Origin of the sequence: Actinoplanes lobatus (genome assembly GCF_014205215.1) — a bacterium.
Taxonomy (GTDB): domain Bacteria; phylum Actinomycetota; class Actinomycetes; order Mycobacteriales; family Micromonosporaceae; genus Actinoplanes; species Actinoplanes lobatus.
Window position 1 is genome coordinate 8,787,445 of sequence record NZ_JACHNC010000001.1, and the last position, 18,229, is coordinate 8,805,673.

Consider the following 18,229-nt stretch of genomic DNA (forward strand, 5'->3'; position numbering starts at 1 on the left):
CGGCCACGGAAGAAGCCGCCAGCGAGGAAGCGGCCACGGAAGAAGCCGCCGGCAAGGAAGCGGCCACGGAAGAGGCCGGCGAGGTAGCGGCCGCCAAGGAGGCAGCCGCGTGCGCGGTCGCCGCCTCACGGACCCATGCCCCGTCCTCGTCGGCCTCGCGCCGCCGCCGCAGCCGTTGCGCGTTCATGGGCCCGTCACCGGAGATGACGCGCCGCAACTCGTCCCAGTCCGGCTGGCCGAAGTCGTGGCGGCCGCGCTCGGCGTTCCACCGCAAGTCGGGGTCGGGCAGTGTGACGCCGAGCGCCTCAGCCTGCGGCACGGTCATGTCGACGAACCGTTGCCGCAGCTCGTCGTTGGTGTGCCGCTTGATCTTCCAGGCCATCGACTGGGCCGTGTTGGGTGAGTCGGCGTCCGGCGGGCCGAACATCATCAGCGACGGCCACCACCAGCGGTCGACGGCGTCCTGCACCATCTCCCGCTGGGCCGGTGTGCCCCGCATCATCGTCATGAGCAGCTCGTATCCCTGCCTCTGATGGAAGGACTCCTCCTTGCAGATGCGGATCATGGCGCGGGCGTAAGGCCCGTACGAGCTGCGGCAGAGCGGCACCTGGTTGCAGATGGCCGCCCCGTCGACGAGCCAGCCGATCACCCCGATGTCGGCGAACGACCGGGTCGGGTAGTTGAAGATCGACGAGTATTTCTGGCGGCCTTCGATGAGCCGCCGGGTCAGGTCTCCACGGTCGGCGCCCAGGGTCTCCGCCGCCGAGTAGAGGTAGAGCCCGTGGCCCGCCTCGTCCTGCACCTTGGCCAGCAGGATCGCCTTGCGCCGCAGGGTGGGCGCCCGGGTGATCCACTCCCCTTCGGGCTGCATGCCGATGATCTCGGAGTGCGCGTGCTGGGCGATCTGCCGCACCATCGTGCGCCGGTAGCCCTCCGGCATGTCGTCGGCCGGCTCGATCCGCTGATCGCGCGCGATGGCCTCGTCAAACCGGGCGGGAACCGAGTCGAAGGAGGTCACACCGGCCGCCGGGACTGGAGGGTGAAGAAGCGGCCGGCCACGAACCAGTCGTCGGTCAGCGAGGCGGTGGCCGCCGGGTTCGCCCCGGTGCCGTGCAGGTCGCTGAACGCGGCCGTCTGGTTGACGAACACGCCGCCGGTCAGGTTTTCCGAGAGGTGCACCCCGGCGTCGAGCGCGGCCTCCCGGGCCGACTCCAGCACGGCGGGCGAGGTGGAGTGCACGAGCGCGCTGAGGGCGCCGTGGGCCCGGACGGTCTCGGTGAAGATCCGCAGGCTGTGCTCGGTCGAGTCGGTGGTGATCAGGAACGAGACCGGCCCGAACCACTCCCGGGTGTAGGTCTTCTCGTCGGCCGCGTCGAGCCGGGACACCAGTGGCGTCCGGATGGTCGCGCCGGGGAACTGCTCGTCGGCGATCGCGGTGGACGGGTGCACGACGCCCGCGCCTGCGCCCGCCTCGGTGAGGCGGGCGAACACCCCGTCGTTGACGATGGCCCCGAGTGTGCCGGTGGCCCGGCGCGGGTCGCCGAGCAACTTGTCGAGGGCGGCGCCCAGGTCGGCGGCGAACTCCTCGACGTCGCGGTGGCCGGCGTCGGTGTCGATGCCGTCGCGGGAGATCAGCAGGTTCTGCGGGGTGGTGCACATCTGGCCGCTGTACAGAGAGAGGGAGAACGCCAGGTTGCGCAGCAGGCCCTGGTAGTCGGCGGTGGAGTCGAGGACGACGGTGTTGAGCCCGGCCTTCTCGGTGTAGACGACGGCCTGCCGGGCGTTCGCCTCCAGCCAGTCGCCGAACTCGCTGGAGCCGGTGAAGTCGACGATCCGCACGTCGGGGTGGGTGGCCAGGGTCGCGGCGACGCCGTCGCCCGGCTCCTCGGCGGCGAGTGTCACCACGTCGGGGTTGAGCCCGGCCTCGGCGAGGACCTCGCGGCAGACCTGGACGGTGATGGCGAGCGGCAGGACCGCGCCGGGGTGTGGTTTGACGATCACCGGGTTGCCGGTGACGAGGCTGGCGAAGAGGCCGGGGAACCCGTTCCACGTCGGGAAGGTGGTGCAGCCGATGACCAGGCCGACGCCGCGGCCGGTGACGGTGGCGGTCTTGGCCAGCTCGAGCTGACCCTTGGTCCAGCGGGACTCGGACGGCAGCCGGGTAGTGGCGGTGAGCGCGCACGCCACGGCCTCCAGCCCGCGGTCGAGGGCGTGGGTGCCGCCGGCCTGGAAGGCCATCACGAACGCCTGGCCGGTGGTGTGCTGCACGGCGTGGGCCAGCTCGAAGACGCGGGAGTGCAGGCGGCTGAGGATCTCGGCGGCGACACCGGCCCGGCCGGTGGGGCCGGCCGCGCGCCAGCCGGGGGTGGCGGCCCGGGCGGCGGCGATCAGGGCGAGCGGGTCGGCTTTGGGATAGCTGATCCCCAGCTCGATGCCATAGGGAGAGCGCTCGGTGGACACGCTGCCCACGGCGCCGGGCACGTCGAGGGGGAAGGGCTGGCCGAGCAGGCTGGTGAAGGCCCGGTCGCCGGTGGGCGCGGCCTCCTCGCCGTAGACCGACTTGCTGGGCGACTCGGGATAGGCCGACCAGTAGTCACGGGCCGCGGTCGCGGTGACCGCGCGGTCCAGCAGCTCGCGGTGGGTGGTGTAGAGCTCAGCGGGACTCGTCATGCCCTCCATTAACCGCCCGATCGGTCGGTAAATCAAGGGGCTAGATTCAACCCCGTGGAGAAGAGCCGGCGCCGCGGCCGTCCGGGGCATGATCAGGACGCGGTGCTGGCCGCCGCCGTGCGGCTGTTCAACACCCGTGGTTACGACGCCACCAGCATGTTCGACGTCGCCGAGTCGCTGGGCATCACCAAGTCGACGCTATACCACCACGTCAGCGGCAAGGAGCAGTTGCTCACGATGGCTGTCGACCGGGCGCTGGACGGGCTGTTCGAGGCGGCCGAGGCGGCTCTGCGAGAGGAGAGCGCGGCGACCGTACGCCTGAAGGATCTGATCCGGCGCAGCGTGCTGGTCCTGGCCGACCGCCTGGAGTTCGTCACCCTGTTGTTGCGGGTCCGGGGTAACACGGCGGCCGAGCAGCACGCCCTGTCGCGCCGCCGGGAGTTCGACCGGATCGTCACCGACCTGGTGAAACAGGCACAGGCCGAGGGTGGGGTGCGGGCCGATGTGGATCCGGCGACGGCGGCCCGCCTGCTGTTCGGCATGGTGAACTCGCTGATCGAGTGGTACAGACCGGACCGGGGCGCTCCGGAGTCCATTGCCGACACGGTCGCCGATCTGGCCTTCGACGGCCTGCGGCACCGCGCTTGACACTATTTGCCAACAACAGCGTCGCGCTGTGTCACCAATCTGTCTTCACTTCCGGGTGCCGCTGCCTATCGTGGCCGCTGAGAGACACCGGCCGATATAGACCGGTCGAGGCCGCGCCGGTCCACGTCGTCGCGCGGCCATTTTCGCCACCTCGGAAAAGAGGACCCACCATGCCGCGTCTCGGACACGGGCAACCCATCACCGACGGGGACATCGACCAGGCGAAGACCGAACTCGCCGAATTCGCCGCCAAGTCGCCGTTGGCGTTCGCGCTGGCGCCGCCGGTCAGCACCCAACCGTTCGACCTGCTCTTCCCGATGCTGCAGGAGGACGAGGCGAACCTGCTGCCACAGTCGCCGAGCACGAACGCCCAGCTGAAGCGGCTCGGCGCGACGATGCTGGACGACACCGAGGCGGAGAACCGGGACGACAACAGCCCGATCCCGGCCGCCTACACCTACCTCGGCCAGTTCATCGACCACGACATCACCCTGGAGATCGAGGACGAGAAGCGCGGTCTGGGTTCGGCCAAGATGGAGGTGCTCCTCGACGACGGCATGATGCCGCTCACCCTCGAGGAGATGCACCGGGTGCTGCGCAACCAGCGTTCGGCCACCCTGGACCTGGACAGTCTGTACAGCCCGCCGCAGCAGTTCGACCCGGACGACTCCGACAAGCTGCGGGTCGGCAAGGTGCACAAGATCCCGTTGCAGAACCCGCCGAACCCGAACCCGCCGCCGGCCGCCCGGCCCAAGGGCAAGGGCGACGACAACGACGTGCACCGGGAGGGGCGCAACCCCACGGACAAGAAGCACGACCGGGCGGCCCTGATCGGCGACCCGCGCAACGACGAGAACACCATCATCTCGCAGCTGCACGTGGCGTTCCTCAAGGCGCACAACGTGCTTGTCGACCAGGGTCTGTCCTATGGCGAGGCCCGTCGCACGCTGCGCCAGCACTACCAGTACATCGTGATCGAGGACTTCCTCAAGAAGGTCGCCGACAAGGAGATCGTGCAGGGCATCCTCACCCACGGCAACAGGTGGTACAACCCGTACGCCGCGCCGTTCTACATGCCGCTGGAGTTCGCGGTGGCCGCTTACCGGTTCGGGCACTCGATGGTCCGGGGCGTCTACAACTTCAACTCCAACTTCCGCGTCAACACCCAGCCGCCGGGCAGTCTGGACCTGTTGTTCGTCTTCACGGCGCTGAGCGGGCAGCTCGGTGAGGAGATCCGGCTCGGCCCGGCGGAGACGCTGCCGGAGAACTGGATCATCGAGTGGGAGAACATCATCGGCTCCGGCGACCAGGTGATGAAGACCCGCAAGATCGACACGAAGCTGGCCGCGTTCGGCCTGAACCGTGGCGGCGGCGCCCTGTTCAACCTGAAGAACATCGACGGCACACCGCAGGTGCCGGCCGACGCCAGCCGGCTCGCGGTCCGCAACCTGCTGCGCGGCTACCGGCTGCGGCTGCCCACCGGCCAGGCGATCGCCCACCTGATCGATGTGGAGGAGCTGACCAAGGACCAGATCCGGGCCGCCGCGGGCAGCGACGCCCAGCGGGCGGTGCTGGACGACAGCGAGTTCCTGACCCGTACGCCGCTCTGGTACTACGTCCTGGCCGAGGCGAAGGCCCTGCACGAGGGCGCCCACCTGGGCCCGGTCGGCAGCACCATCGTCGCCGAGGTGCTGATCGGCCTCGCGCTGCGCAGCGACGACTCGTACCTGCGGACGTCCGGCTGGCGGCCCACCCTGCCGTCGCAGAAGCCCGGCCACTTCGAGCTGGCCGACCTGCTGCGCCTGGCCGGCGTGCTGCCGGGTGGCGAGCAGCCGCGCACGTACCGGGTGCGGCCGGGCGACAGTCTCGCGAAGATCGCGCGGGAGCAGTTGGGCAACGAGGCCCGCTGGCCGGAGATCTTCGTGCTGAACCGGGCGACGATCCAGAACCCGAACCGGATCTTCCCCGGCCGGGTGCTGTTCCTGCCGCCGGCGCAGCCGACCGGCCCGATCCCGAAGCTCTACACGGTCAAGCCCGGCGACTCGCTGTCGAAGATCGCCCGCGAGAAGCTGCACAACGAGAACCGGTGGCGTGACATCTGGAACCTCAACCGCGACGTCGTCCCGGACCCGGACCGGATCTTCCCGGGCCAGGTGCTGGTCCTGCCCAACAGTTAGGAGGACGGCCACCGGCACCGGGCAGCATCAGGCACGTGCTGCCCGGTCCGGCCGCCGGCGGCGTGCTCCGCGCCGGATTTGCCGACGACCGCGGAGGACGCCGCCAGCAGGAGGGTCACGCCGGCCGTCGCAGCTGCTCGGCCAGCTCGGCGAGCTCGGCGCCCCCGGCCATCTCGGCGGTCAGCCGTTCCAGGGTGACCGTCCCGCGCCGCGCGTCCAGCACCATGGCACCCAGCTTCAGCACCACGAAGTGATCCCCGACCAGGTACGCGTGATGCGGGTTGTGGGTGATGAAGACGACGCCGATGCCCTGGTCCCGGGCCGCCGCCACATATCGCAGCACCACCCCGGACTGCCGCACCCCGAGCGCCGCGGTCGGCTCGTCCAGGATCAGCACGCGTGCACCGAAGTAGACGGCGCGGGCGATCGCCACGCACTGCCGCTGCCCGCCGGAGAGGGTGCCGATCGGCTGATCGATGTCGGCCACGGTGATGCCCATCTTGCGCAGTTCCTCGTCGGCGATCCGGCGCATGTCCCGGATCCGCAGCCCGGCGAGCGGGTACCGGCCGCCGGTCAGCTCGGAGCCGAGGAAGAAGTTGCGCCACACCTCCATCAGCGGGACCACGGCCAGGTCCTGGTAGACGGTGGCGATGCCGAGGTCGAGGGCCTGTCGTGGGGAGGTGAAGACGGTCTCCCGCCCGTCGACTTCCAGAACACCGGAGCTGTGCGGATGCAACCCCGACATGATCTTGATGAGGGTGGACTTGCCGGCGCCGTTGTCGCCGAGCACGCAGGTCACCTCGCCGGCGTTGACCCGCAGGTCGATGTCGCGCAGGGCACGGATCGGGCCGTAGGACTTCCCGACCCCGGTCATCTCGATCATGCGCGCGCCTCCCTCGTGGCCAGTTTGCGGACGTAGAGGTTGACCAGGACGGCGAGCAGCAGCATCACGCCGAGGAAGGCCCGGAACCAGTTCGGGTCCCAGCCCGCGTAGACGATGCCGAGGCTGGTCATGCCGAAGATGAACGCGCCGATCGCCACCCCGGCCGCGTTGCCGAACCCGCCGGTCAGCAGGGTGCCGCCGACCACCGCCGCGATGATGTAGAGGAACTCGTTGCCGACCCCGCCGCCGGCTTGCAACGTGTTGAACCGGTACAGGTTGTGCATCCCGACGAACCAGCCGAGAAACGACACGGCAAGAAATAGACCGATTTTGGTACGGACGACGGGCACCCCGACCGCACGGGCGCTGTCGGCCGCCCCACCGACCGCGTAGATCCAGTTCCCGCCACGGGTACGCCGCAGGATCCAGCTCGCGACCGCCACGAACAGGATCCACCACACCACCGTGCCCCAGACCACGACCGAACCGATCTCGAAACTGGACGCGAAGATCGCGCCGAGCGAGTCGTACCCGTCGATGCGGCTCACGTCGGTGCTGGACACCGAGCCGGTGACGAGCTTGGTGACGCCCAGGTTCGCGCCCTGCAACACGAAGAAGGTGCCCAGCGTGATGAGGAAGCTGGGGATCCCGGTACGCATCACCAGGTAGCCGTTGAGGAACCCGACGGCGAGGCAGAACACCAGCGACAGGATCGCGCCAACCCACAGGTTGATCCCGAAATACCAGCAGAACATCGAGTTGACCAGCCCGGCCGAGGTCACGATGACCCCGGCGGACAGGTCGAACTCGCCGCCGATCATCAACATCCCGACGGCCACCGCGACGATCCCGATCGTCGACGACTGGTAGAGCACCGTGACGAACGCGTCCGCCGACCGGAACGCCGGGGCCACGGCCAGGAAGAAGACGAAGATGACCGCGGCCGCCACCAGCGCGCCCACCTCGGGGCGCACCGCCCGCCTCACCGGGTGTTCTTCTGGGTGTACGGCAGGATCGTGTCGATGTTGGACTGGTCCACGAACGACGGGCCGGTCAGCACGGGCCGCCCGCCGCCGATGTCGTTGCCGTTCTTCAGGTAGAGGTAGAGCGACGTGACCGCCAGGTAGCCCTGCACGTAGGGCTGCTGGTCGATGGCGAACTCGATCTTCCCGTCCTTGATCAGCTGGGCGGTCTCCTGGTTCAGGTCGAAGGTGACCAGCTTCGCCGTACCCCCTGCTTTGATGGCGTCGAGCGCGATCGGCGCGCCCAGGGTGACCACGTAGTCGATGGTCTTGTCCTGGGCCAGCTTGGCCTGCAACGTCGACGTGACGGCCGCGTCGTCGGCACCGTTGACCTGGAGGTTCTCGGTCCCGGGGACGGCGGACTTGACGCCCGCGCAGCGTGCTTCGAGGGCCACCGACCCGGTCTGGTGGATGACGCAGAGCGGGTGCTTGGCGCCGGCCGCGGCGATCCGCTCGCCCAGGCTGGTTCCGGCGACCGTCTCGTCCGAGCCGAAGTACATCAGCGCGCCGAGTCGCTTGTACTGGTCGATGCCCGCGTTCAGGCCGACCACCGGGATCCCGGCCGCGGTCGCCGCCTTCACCGATCCGGCCAGCGCGTCCGGCGTGACCAGGGTGGTGGCGATGCCCTGCACCTTCGAGTCGACCGCCTGCTGGATCAGCACCGCCTGCCTGCCGGCGTCCGGGTCGTTGGAGTACTTGAGGTCGACCTTCTGGTCGGCGGCCGCCTGCTGGGCGCCGGAGCGCACCTTGTCCCAGAACGTGTCGCCCGGCGTCTCGTGGGTGATGAACGCGATCGTGTAGCCGGTCGCGGCATCCGCCTCGGGCTCCTCCCGGCCGCCGCCGCTGCACGCGCCGAGCAGGAGTATCGCCGCGGCGCCGGCGGCGAGGACACGTCTGGTCATATGAAGCCTCCGAGTGATGTCAGGTGATCGTGGGTGCGCCGCGCGAACGGCGACGGGACGTCGAGGGCCACGACGAACAGGTCGGTGCCGAGGCCGGTGAGGGCGGCCAGCAGGGTGGGAAGCTCCGGGACGCCGGCCGGCGGGGTGACGCTCAGGCCCATCGCGAGGGCCTGGCCGTAGGTCAGGTCCTCGGCGTCGGCGCGGGCCGCGAGCGCCGGGTCGACCTGCCGCAGGTGGACACAGCCGATGCGGTCCGGGTGGCGGGCGATGAGTTCCAGCACGTCGGCCCGGCGGTAGGTGAGGTGGCCGGTGTCCAGGCAGAGCGACACGTAACGCGGGTCGGTGCCGTCCAGCAGGCGGCGCACCTGCTTCTCGTTGGCGACCTGGTAGTCGGCGTGCGGCTGGAAGTGCAGGGTGAGCCCGTACTCGTCGGCGAGGACCCGGCCGAGCAGTCCGGTGTTGGCCAGCAGCGCCCGCCACTGGCCCTCGCCGAGTTCGTTGGCCTCCAGGTAGCCGCCGGTACGGTCGTCGCGGTACCCCGGCGACGGCACGAACACCACGTCGGAGGCGCCCAGGGCACGGGTCAGTTCGGCCACCCGGCGGGTTTCGGCGAGCACCGCCGTGAAGTCGCCGTGCGGGCCGCCGACGCCGGTCACCGTTCCGGCGCAGACGTGCAGGTCACGGGCGGCCAGTTCGTCGAGGAGCAGGTTCGGGTCGGGCGGGAGGTAGCCGTACGGGCCGAGTTCCAGCCAGTGGTAGCCGGCGGCGGCCAGTTCGTCGAGGAGGCGGCGCCAGGGGACCCGGGGACCACCGGGGCCGCTGCCGAGTCGCAGCACGCCGGTCACCGGGCGGTCGGGAAGTGCAGCGACGCCTCGGAGAACGCGCTGGTCGCGGGCCATCGCTGGGTGACGACCTTGGCGCGGGTGCAGAAGTCGACGCCGTCCGGGCCGTAGATGTGACTCTGCCCGAACAGCGAGTCCTTCCAGCCGCCGAACGAGTAGTAGGCCATCGGCACCGGGATCGGCACGTTGACGCCGATCATGCCGACGTGGACACCCCGCTGGAACCGGCGGGCGGCCTCGCCACTGTTGGTGAAGACCGCGGTGCCGTTGCCGTACGGATTGCTGTTGATCATGGAAATGGCCTGGTCGACGTCGGCTGACCGGACCACCGAGAGCACCGGGCCGAAGATCTCCTCGGTGTACACGTCCATCGCCGGGGTCACCCGGTCGATCACCGTGGGACCGACGAAGAAGCCGTCCTCGTACCCCGGAATCTTGAGGCCCCGCCCGTCGGCCGCGACCGTCGCGCCCTGCCGCTCCCCCACCGTGATCAGGTTTTCGATCCGTTCCTTGGCGGCGGCCGTGATGACCGGCCCCATCTCGCTGGCCGGATCCCGGCCCGGACCGACCTTGACCTCGGCGGCCCGGGCGGCGACGAGGTCGACCAGGCGGTCGGAGTCGCCGACCAGCACCGCCGCGGAGATCGCCATGCACCGCTCGCCGGCCGACCCGAAAGCCGACGCCACCAGGTGTTCCGCGGCGAAGTCGAGGTCGGCGTCGGGCAGGATGACGGCGTGGTTCTTGGCGCCGCCCAGGGCCTGCACCCGCTTGCCGGCAGCCGTCGCGCGCTGATGGATGTAGCGGGCGATCGGAGTGGATCCGACGAACGAGACGGCGGCGATGCCGGGATGGTCGAGGATCGCGTCCACCGCGGCCTTGTCGCCGTGCACCACGTTGAAGACGCCGTCGGGAAGGCCGGCACGCTGCCACAATCGCGCCACGAACCCGGCCGACGACGGGTCACGCTCGCTCGGTTTGAGAACGAACGTGTTGCCGCAGGCGATGGCGATCGGGTGCATCCACATCGGCACCATGGCCGGGAAGTTGAACGGGGTGATCCCGGCGACCACGCCGAGCGGCTCGCGGAAGCTGAACACGTCGACGCCGGCCGACGCCTGGTCGGAGTAGCCGCCCTTGAGCAGCTGCGGGATGCCGCAGGCGAACTCGATCACCTCGAGGCCGCGCTGCACCTCGCCGGCCGCGTCGGAGAGCACCTTGCCGTGCTCGTCCGAGACGATCTCGGCGATCTCCCGGCTGTGGGCGTTGACCAGCTCGCGGAAGGCGAACAGGACCTTGGTGCGCTGGCTGAGCGAGGCCTGGCCCCACTCGGCGAACGCCGTGGTCGCCGCCCGCACGGCGGCGTCCACGTCGGCCGGCTCGCCGAGCAGGACGGTGTGCTGTTGCCGGCCGGTGGCCGGCTGGAAGACCGGTGCGCTGCGGGTGGAGACGCCGCCGGTGTGGGCGCCGCCGATCCAGTGCTCGATGGTGGCCATCTCTACAGACCTCCCGGTCGCAGGTGGTGACGCTGGTCGCGTTTGCCGGCCAGATATTCGGTACGGGCGTGCCGGGTGCTGTGCAGGGTGGCCACCTCGGCGACCGGCACCTCCCACCACGACTCGGCCGACGGCGCCGACGGCTCCGGGTCGGTCTCGATGTGCAGCACGGTCAGCCGGTCCGCCTCGCGGGCCTGTTTGAGGCCCTCGACGAGGTCGGCGATGGTGCGGCAGCGGATCACCGCGGCGCCCAGGCTCTCCGCGTTGGCGGCCAGGTCGACCGGCAGGCGGGCGCCGTCGTAGTCGCCGCTGCGCGGGTTGCGGTAGCGGTAGGCGGTGCCGAACCGCTGTGAGCCGACCTGCTCGGAGAGGCCGCCGATGGACGCGAACCCGTGGTTCTGCACCAGGATGATGATCAGTTTGAGGTGCTCGGCGACCGCGGTGGCGATCTCCTGCGCCATCATCAGGTAGGAGCCGTCGCCGACCAGCGCATACACCTCACGGCCCGGTTCGGCCAGCTTGATCCCGAGTGCGCCGGCGATCTCGAAGCCCATGCAGGAGTAGCCGTACTCGACGTGGTACTGCTTCGGGTCGCGGGCCCGCCACAGCCGTTGCAGGTCGCCGGGAAGGCTGCCGGCCGCCTGCACCACGACGTCGCGTGCTCCGCACGCCTCGTTCACCACCCCGATCACCTCGGCCTGGGTGGGCAGGTCGCCCTGCGTTCCCCGGCCCCGGTACGCGTGATCGACGGCCGCCTGCCAAGCCGCCACGTCGTCGCGGAAGTCCCCGGTGAAGCGCCGTCCGTGCAGCGCCGGCAGCAGCGCGCTGAGCCCCGCCCGGGCGTCGCCGACCAGCGGCAGCGCGGACAGTTTCCCGGCGTCGAAACCGGTCACGTTGAGGTTCACGAACCGCACGTCGGGATGCTGGAACGCGCTGCGCGACGCGGTGGTGAAGTCGCTGTAGCGGGTGCCGACGCCGATCACCACGTCGGCGTTGCGGGCCAGCTTGTTCGCCACCGGGTTGCCGGTCGCCCCGATCCCGCCGACCGCGTTCGGATGGTCCCAGGGCAGCGCGCCCTTGCCGGCCTGGGTGTCGGCCACCGGGATGCCGGTCTCCCGGGCGAACCGGTCCAGCGCGGACGACGCCTCCGCGTAGATCACCCCGCCGCCGGCGACGATCAGCGGCCGGTGCGCGCCCCGGATGGTGGCCGCCGCCCGCTCCACGGCCAGCGGATCGGGGGCCTGCCGGGGCACGTGCCACACCCGCTTCGCGAACAGCTCGTCCGGGTAGTCGTACGCCTCGGTCTGCACGTCCTGGGGCAGACAGAGGGTGACCGCGCCGGTCTCGGCCGGGTCCGTCAGCACCCGCATCGCCGAGAGCAGCGCCTGCGGCAGCTGCTCGGGCCGCCAGATCCGGTCGAAGAACCGTGACAGCGGCCGGAAGGCGTCGTTGACCGACACGTCCCCGGCGGCCGGCACCTCCAGCTCCTGGAGCACCGGCGCGGCGGCCCGGGAGGCGAAGACGTCCGACGGCAGCAGCAGCACCGGCAGCCGGTTGACGGTGGCCAGGGCCGCGCCGGTCAGCATGTTGGTGGAGCCGGGCCCGATCGACGCGGTGCACGCCATCGTCGACAGGCGGTTGCGCATCCGGGCGTACCCGACCGCGGTGTGCACCATCGCCTGCTCGTTGCGGGCCAGCCGGTACGGCATGTCCGGCGCCCCGGTGCGCTGGGCCTGCAACAGCGCCTGCCCGATCCCGGCGACGTTGCCGTGCCCGAAGATGCCGAGGAAGCCGGCGACCGTCCGCTGCTCGACGCCGTCCCGCTCGGTCCACTGGTTCGCCAGGAAGCGCACGACGGCCTGCCCGACGGTGAGCCGCTGCTTCACGAACGCCTTCTCTCTCTGATCGAGGTCAGGGGCAGCCGGGTGTCCACCGGCTCGGCCACCCAGCGCCCGCGCACCCAGCCGTGCGCCGGATCGTCCCGGACCAGCCAGCGGCGCTCGCCGGGGCCGGCCATCACGTTGAGGTAGTAGAGGTCGTAGCCGGGGGCCGCCATCGACGGGCCGTGCCAGCCGTACGGGATCAGCACCACGTCCCCGCTGCGCACCTCGGCGCACACGTCGATCGGGCGGTCCGGGTGGCCGTAGACCCGCTGGTAGCCGCAGCCGTGCCCGCCGGCCGGGGACGCCGCCACCTCGAAGTAGTAGATCTCCTCGAGCGAGGACTCGCAGTCGCTCTGCTCGTCGTGCTTGTGCGGCGGGTACGACGACCAGTTGCCGCCCGGGGTGAGCACCTCGCAGGCGATCAGCCGGTCCGTCTCGAAGGACTCCGGGGTGCACAGGTTGTTGACCTGCCGGCTCGCCTGCCCCGCCCCGCGCAGTTCCACCGGCACGTCCTCGGCGGCGCCGTACCGGAACGGCAGGGTGCGCCCGGCCCGCGCAGCCGGCAGCGCGAACCGCCCGCCGTTGGGCGCCCGCAGCGTCACGACCGTGTCCCTGGGCAGGTAGGCGAAGTCGGTGACGCGGGAGAACACCGACCGTCGCCCGGTCAGGGTGAGCCGCTCGTCGTCGCAGGCCACGTCGCAGCCGCCGGCCAGCGGCACGACCAGCATCTCGTCGTCGCCGGTGACGAACCGGGCCCGCCCGCCGACCGGCAGGTGCACCACCCGCAGGCCGGAGTACTCCCAGCCGGCGTTCTCCGGCGTGATGTACACGTCGAACGGCCGCTCCGCGGAACTGCCCCGTGGGACCAGCGGGTTCACTCGAGCGTTGTCGGCCATGCGCACCCCTCCCACCAACGATGCTCCAGCGGCGGGGTGACCGGTCGGCAACGCTGCGTTGGACCTGGTTTCGATGTAATTACGGGAGTGCTGCCGCGTCAATACTCGAAGGGGCACGGACCGTACGGCCCGTGCCCCTTCAGACTGATCCTTTTCAGACAGCCCGCCACATGCGGTAGAACGGCGTACCATCCGGCAGGTAGATCTCGAACGGCGTCATCGGCGTGTAGCCGTGCCGCTGGTAGAGGCGCACGTTGTCGTCGTTGGTCGCCTCCAGGTAGGCGGCGAGGCCCTCGGCGACCAGCTGCTCGTGGGTGTGCCGCATCAGCTCCCCGCCGAGACCCCGGCCCTGCTCCGACGGGCGGACCGCCAGGAACGCCAGGTGCCAGTGCTCCTCGTGCGGGTGGTTCTTGTCGAACACCTCGTCCAGGGCGTTGAACCGCTCCAGATACTCACCGGCCAGCGCTTCGAGGCGCTCGGTGTACCGCGGGGGCTCCGGCATCTCGTTGGCGCGGTCGAACCAGACGGCGGTGGCCGCCAGCCCACCGTCCTCGTGGTCGATCACGTCCACCCGGCCGTACGAGTACGCGTGCTCGGTGTAGAGGGTGAAGAAGTCGGCCATCACCCGCTCCCGGTCGTCCAGCGGCGGCACCAGGTAGGCGTTGGCGGCCAGATCGTTGAACGAGTGCGAGACGAGCGCGCCGACCGCGGGGATCTCGTCCTCGCGGGCGGGTCGGACGACGGTCATCGGGTCTCCTCGTTCAGGGCGGCGGAGAAACCGCCGGAGTTGGCGGCACTGCGGGCTCCCAGGCCGATGCCGTTGTAAACCAGCGGCCGGGTGGTGCGCAGGTAGAGGGCCCACAGGATGCCGGCCACGAAGAGCACCGCGAAGGACAGCGGGATCACCAGCGCCGGGGTGCTGCCGGGCTCGACGCCGAGCAGCGTGGCGATGTTGTCGATCGCCAGGTACGACATGACCAGCAGCAGGATCGCGCCGATCACCGGGGCGATCACGCGGTGCAGGACGTCCTCGCCCTCCGGGTTACGGGCGAAGAAGCCGATCACCGCGAAGGCGGTGAGGGTGACCAGGAGCAGCACGCCGAGGCCGCCGCCGGTGCCGCCCCAGAAGAAGAGCTGGACGAGCGGGTCCCAGCCCATCACGGCGTAGACGACGATGACCGCGAGGCCGACCGCCGACTGGGCCAGCGAGCCGTTCTTCGGCGCGCCGGTGCCGGGCACGGTCTTACCGAAGACGCGCGGCAGCACGCCCTCACGGCCGAGCGAGAACATGTACCGCGAGATGATGTTGTGGAACGAGATCATCGCCGCGATCAGCGAGGTCAGGAACAGCGCGTGGCCCAGGTGGATGGCGACGTCACCGAGCGGCACGGCGGCCAGGTTGAAGAACAGCTCCGGGCCCTCGGCGACGGCCCGCTCGACGACCTTGTCGGCGCCGGCCGCGGAGATCATCGCCCAGGAGGCGAAGGCGTAGAGCACGGCGATCAGCGCGATCGCGATGTACGTGGCCCGGGAGACGGTACGCCGCGGGTCGCGCGACTCCTCGCTGAACACCACCGACTGCTCGAACCCGACGAAGCCGGTGATCGCCATGACCAGCAGGGCGCCGGCGCCCGCACCGGTCAGCGAGGACGGGTCGAGCGAGGCGGTCGAGGGGGTGAAGCCCTCCGTGGTGATCTCGGCGACCGCGTACACCACGGTCAGCAGGATCTCGGCGACCAGCAGGGTGGCCAGCACCCGGCCGTTGACGGCCACGTCACGTACACCGAGGACGGCGACCAGCGCCCAGGCGGCCAGGCCGAGCACCCACCACGGGGCGTTGACGCCGAACCAGTCGGCGAACAGGGGCTCGGCGATCGCGCCGAACCCGCCGTACGAGGCGACCTGGAACATGTTGTAGGCGAGCAGCGCCACCCAGGAGGCGCCGACGCCGAGCGGGCGGCCGAGGCCCTGCGAGACGTATGCGTAGAAGGCGCCGGCGTTGGAGATGTGCCGGGCCATCGCCACGTAGCCGACCGAGAAGATCGCCAGGACCACGGCGACCGCCAGGAAGGCGCCGGCGATGCCGGTCAGGCCGGTGACGGCGAGGCCGGTGGGAACGACGCCGGCGACGACGGTGAGCGGGGCGGCCGCCGACATGACGAAGAAGACGACCGAGGCGACGCCGAGGCGGTCGCGGGCCAGGGTATCGGAGACGCGACTTTCCGCGGGTTTTGTGCCGGAATATGACACGAGGGGCTCCACAGGTAAGGGGGGTTTGGAGTTAGGCACGACGGGCCATGACGGCGTCTCCCACCGCCGCCTCGGCCTGCGACACGAGTTGTTGCAACATCGCCGGGAACAGCCTGCGGAACTGCTCGAACAGCGCCGCCCTGTCCCGTGCGTCGAGGGTGGCCAGCACGTGCTGGTCCAGGCCGGTGGCCAGGATCAGGCCGGCCAACAGCAGGTCGGCCACGTCCAGCTGCTCGTCCCGGGTGACCTTGGTACGGATGCGGGTGGCCGGCCAGCCCGCGGTCATCGAGTCGGCCGGCACGTAGGAGACCTTGGTGCCGCCGAGCAGTCCGCGTTTCTCCACCCGTTTGATCAGGGCGGCCCGGGACAGGCGGCGCTCGACCAGATCGGTGGCGACACCGGTGGAGAGGTACGCGAGCCAGTTGCGTACGCCGTGCTGGCCGGCCTCCCGCAGGATCTGTTCGAGCACCGCGGTGCTGGCGGCGTCCCCGGTCGGCCGCTCGTCTATGACGACGAGCTCGGTCTCCACGAGGTCGATCCGCCGCCACAACATCAGCTCGCCGAGCAGGGCCGCGCCGAGACCGAGACCGAGAGTGGCCGGTGACAGCAGGGACTTGCCGCGAATCGTGTCGTGAGCGGTGAGGTAGAGATCGTCCGCGGGTGGTAGCTGCGGCGGCAACGCCACTCCCGATTCTCCTTTCGACGCCGTACAGGGAGGGTGCCCGCTCATGAGAGATGAGGGTGACCTTCACGAAGTCAATTACATTGCGCTCCCCCCGGCGCGACGCTGGAAGCCTGCCAGCTCCGGTCGATCGACGCAACTTCCAGAAGGGACAAATCGAGAGTCCACTTAGGGCCGTGTTGATCACAGCGTCTCTCAGGCAATTCAGTTAACGATCGAGAAACCTCCGACAATTTATGAACCACGTCTATATAGATGAATCTTCAAATGTCAATCGCTACTTTTAGTAACTAGTTGCGGGATCAACTAAGTCGGCGTACCGTTGCCGAAAAGGTTGAAGCTTCAACGGAGGTCATCGTGCGGATGCCCGCTCTCTTCCTCAGCCACGGCGCCCCGCCACTGGTCGACGACCCCACCTGGGTGGCGCAGCTGCGCGACGTCGCCGCCGGCCTCCCGAGGCCGAAAGCGATCCTGATGGCCTCGGCACACTGGGAGTCCGCGCCGCTCATGCTGGGCGCCACCGAGACCGTCCCGTTGGTGTATGACTTCGGCGGATTCGCCCCGCACTACTACCAGGGCCCCGGCAAAGTCGTGACGGTGTCCGACTTGGGGGATCTGGAGTAGAAGCGCCGCTGTTGGGTGTAGCAAGACGGGCATGACCGGTTCGAAAGATCATCAAGGTTCCTACGCCACGATGATCTATCCGAAGTGAGTCATGCCCGCACTGCCATCATCGCTGATCTCCTCTTTGTCCTGCGCACCGGCTCTGACCGTGCCCGAAACCGCTGGCGGCCTGGTGGCAGTGCTCGATTGCCTGCCTGATCCGCGGGCACGTCGTGGGGTCCGGCACCGGTTGACGGCGGTAGTGATCGCAGCAGTCTGTGCCGTGATCGCCGGCTGCCGTTCCTATACGGCGATCGCCGAATGGGTCGCCGACGTTCCGGCCTCGACAGCTCTCGCCCTGGGTATCGCCCCTGACCGGCGCCCCTCTGAAGCGATGATCCGCCGATTGCTGCAGGCCCTCGATGCGCAGCTGCTGACCACGGCGATCGCTGTCTGGCTCGTAGGCCGGGCCGAGACCTCGACAAGCCGGCAGGCCATCGCGGTCGACGGCAAGACACTGCGCGGATCCCGCACCGGCGACAGCACCGCCCGGCACCTGCTGGCCGCCTGCGATCAGAACGCCGGCATGGTCCTGGCCAGCACCGATATCGACAGCAAGACCAATGAGATCACCCGATTCGCGCCTCTGCTGGACCAGATCGGCGACCTACGAGACGCCGTGATCACCGCCGACGCGATGCACTGCCAGCGCGAACACGTCGACTACCTCGCCGAACGGGGCGCCCATTGGATCCTGACCGTCAAAGGCAACCAACCGCACCTGCACAAACAGCTCTCCCGTCTGCCCTGGCGGCAAGTCCCGCAAGCTGCCCGCCAGGATGACCGCGGCCACGGCCGCCGGGAGATCCGCACCCTGAGGATCGTGACCGTCGCCGCAGGCATCGACTTCCCGCATGCCGTCCAAGCCCTGCAGATCCGCCGTCGTAGACGCCGCCTCGACCAGCCACGGCGCTTCACCACCCAAACCGTCTACGCCATCACCGACCTACACGTCCACCAGGCAAAACCTGCCCAACTGGCAGCCTGGATCCGCGGGCACTGGACCATCGAAAACAAGATCCACTGGGTTCGCGACGTCACCTACGCAGAAGACCGCAGCCAAATCCGTACCGGCACCGGACCACACGTCATGGCCGCCCTCCGCGACGCTGCCATCAGCGCATTACGGGCAGCCGGAACCACCAACATCGCCGCCGCCACCCGCCATCACGCCCGCGACAGCAACCGCCCGTTGACACTCCTCGGCCTCATTTAGGA

The 18,229-nt window shown here is 69.8% G+C and carries 15 protein-coding genes and 1 pseudogene; 4 read left to right on the plus strand and 12 right to left on the minus strand.

The genetic code is table 11. The features are described 5' to 3' along the window. Positions 1-103: 103 nt before the first annotated feature. A pseudogene (gene paaA, locus BJ964_RS40135) lies at positions 104-1,018 on the minus strand (1,2-phenylacetyl-CoA epoxidase subunit PaaA); the annotation flags it as partial. Next, positions 1,015-2,670, minus strand: a complete 1,656-nt coding sequence (paaN, locus tag BJ964_RS40140) for a phenylacetic acid degradation protein PaaN (protein ID WP_188125554.1) — start codon at positions 2,668-2,670, stop codon at positions 1,015-1,017. The pseudogene paaA and the gene paaN, both read right to left, overlap by 4 nt. A 54-nt stretch (positions 2,671-2,724) precedes the next feature. On the opposite strand from paaN, the gene BJ964_RS40145 reads away from it, so the two are divergent. After that, positions 2,725-3,318, plus strand: coding sequence for a TetR/AcrR family transcriptional regulator (locus tag BJ964_RS40145; protein ID WP_188125555.1), 594 nt, complete (start codon positions 2,725-2,727; stop codon positions 3,316-3,318). 170 nt (positions 3,319-3,488) lie between these two features. Beyond that, on the plus strand, positions 3,489-5,495 hold the full coding sequence (locus BJ964_RS40150) for a LysM peptidoglycan-binding domain-containing protein (protein WP_188125556.1): 2,007 nt from the start codon (positions 3,489-3,491) through the stop codon (positions 5,493-5,495). 115 nt (positions 5,496-5,610) lie between these two features. Here BJ964_RS40150 and BJ964_RS40155 read toward each other — a convergent pair whose 3' ends face one another. The 10 genes from BJ964_RS40155 to BJ964_RS40200 form a co-directional block, all read right to left on the minus strand. Beyond that, entirely contained in the window at positions 5,611-6,378 is a 768-nt protein-coding gene (locus BJ964_RS40155) for an ATP-binding cassette domain-containing protein (protein WP_188125557.1), read from the minus strand. Beyond that, positions 6,375-7,364 (minus strand): ABC transporter permease, encoded by a 990-nt coding sequence (locus tag BJ964_RS40160; protein ID WP_188125558.1) that lies wholly within the window; start codon positions 7,362-7,364, stop codon positions 6,375-6,377. Before BJ964_RS40160 ends, BJ964_RS40155 begins: the two co-directional genes overlap by 4 nt. After that, positions 7,361-8,302 (minus strand): sugar ABC transporter substrate-binding protein, encoded by a 942-nt coding sequence (locus BJ964_RS40165; RefSeq protein ID WP_188125559.1) that lies wholly within the window; start codon positions 8,300-8,302, stop codon positions 7,361-7,363. Before BJ964_RS40165 ends, BJ964_RS40160 begins: the two co-directional genes overlap by 4 nt. After that, positions 8,299-9,138: a sugar phosphate isomerase/epimerase family protein gene (locus BJ964_RS40170; RefSeq protein ID WP_229807431.1), complete on the minus strand. Its 840-nt coding sequence runs from the start codon at positions 9,136-9,138 to the stop codon at positions 8,299-8,301. The genes BJ964_RS40165 and BJ964_RS40170 overlap by 4 nt, the downstream gene beginning before the upstream one ends. Positions 9,139-9,143: 5 nt before the next feature. Then, positions 9,144-10,637: a CoA-acylating methylmalonate-semialdehyde dehydrogenase gene (locus BJ964_RS40175; RefSeq protein WP_188125561.1), complete on the minus strand. Its 1,494-nt coding sequence runs from the start codon at positions 10,635-10,637 to the stop codon at positions 9,144-9,146. Positions 10,638-10,639: 2 nt separating this feature from the next. Then, the gene (gene iolD, locus BJ964_RS40180; RefSeq protein WP_188125562.1) at positions 10,640-12,523 is read right to left on the minus strand and encodes a 3D-(3,5/4)-trihydroxycyclohexane-1,2-dione acylhydrolase (decyclizing); all 1,884 of its coding nucleotides are present in this window, start codon (positions 12,521-12,523) and stop codon (positions 10,640-10,642) included. After that, positions 12,520-13,416: a 5-deoxy-glucuronate isomerase gene (gene iolB, locus BJ964_RS40185; protein WP_188125563.1), complete on the minus strand. Its 897-nt coding sequence runs from the start codon at positions 13,414-13,416 to the stop codon at positions 12,520-12,522. The genes iolD and iolB overlap by 4 nt, the downstream gene beginning before the upstream one ends. Before the next feature lie 154 nt (positions 13,417-13,570). Continuing rightward, on the minus strand, positions 13,571-14,164 hold the full coding sequence (locus BJ964_RS40190) for a GNAT family N-acetyltransferase (RefSeq protein WP_188125564.1): 594 nt from the start codon (positions 14,162-14,164) through the stop codon (positions 13,571-13,573). Continuing rightward, positions 14,161-15,666: an APC family permease gene (locus tag BJ964_RS40195; protein ID WP_188125565.1), complete on the minus strand. Its 1,506-nt coding sequence runs from the start codon at positions 15,664-15,666 to the stop codon at positions 14,161-14,163. Before BJ964_RS40195 ends, BJ964_RS40190 begins: the two co-directional genes overlap by 4 nt. Before the next feature lie 31 nt (positions 15,667-15,697). After that, positions 15,698-16,351: a GOLPH3/VPS74 family protein gene (locus tag BJ964_RS40200; RefSeq protein ID WP_188125566.1), complete on the minus strand. Its 654-nt coding sequence runs from the start codon at positions 16,349-16,351 to the stop codon at positions 15,698-15,700. 354 nt (positions 16,352-16,705) lie between these two features. On the opposite strand from BJ964_RS40200, the gene BJ964_RS40205 reads away from it, so the two are divergent. Both BJ964_RS40205 and BJ964_RS40210 read left to right on the plus strand, forming a co-directional pair. Next, on the plus strand, positions 16,706-16,972 hold the full coding sequence (locus BJ964_RS40205) for a dioxygenase family protein (protein ID WP_229807432.1): 267 nt from the start codon (positions 16,706-16,708) through the stop codon (positions 16,970-16,972). A gap of 91 nt (positions 16,973-17,063) precedes the next feature. Beyond that, entirely contained in the window at positions 17,064-18,227 is a 1,164-nt protein-coding gene (locus BJ964_RS40210) for an ISAs1 family transposase (RefSeq protein WP_239163898.1), read from the plus strand. The last annotated feature ends 2 nt before the right edge of the window (positions 18,228-18,229 follow it).

Bases quoted from the DNA above. Each gene is read 5' to 3' on its own strand.
- BJ964_RS40175 (WP_188125561.1), bottom strand. From the start codon at position 10,637: ATGGCCACCATCGAGCACTGGATCGGCGGCGCCCACACCGGCGGCGTC.
- BJ964_RS40190 (WP_188125564.1), bottom strand. From the start codon at position 14,164: ATGACCGTCGTCCGACCCGCCCGCGAGGACGAGATCCCCGCGGTCGGC.
- BJ964_RS40155 (WP_188125557.1), bottom strand. From the start codon at position 6,378: ATGATCGAGATGACCGGGGTCGGGAAGTCCTACGGCCCGATCCGTGCC.
- iolB (WP_188125563.1), bottom strand. From the start codon at position 13,416: ATGGCCGACAACGCTCGAGTGAACCCGCTGGTCCCACGGGGCAGTTCC.
- BJ964_RS40165 (WP_188125559.1), bottom strand. From the start codon at position 8,302: ATGACCAGACGTGTCCTCGCCGCCGGCGCCGCGGCGATACTCCTGCTC.
- paaN (WP_188125554.1), bottom strand. From the start codon at position 2,670: ATGACGAGTCCCGCTGAGCTCTACACCACCCACCGCGAGCTGCTGGAC.
- BJ964_RS40150 (WP_188125556.1), top strand. From the start codon at position 3,489: ATGCCGCGTCTCGGACACGGGCAACCCATCACCGACGGGGACATCGAC.
- BJ964_RS40210 (WP_239163898.1), top strand. From the start codon at position 17,064: ATGCCCGCACTGCCATCATCGCTGATCTCCTCTTTGTCCTGCGCACCG.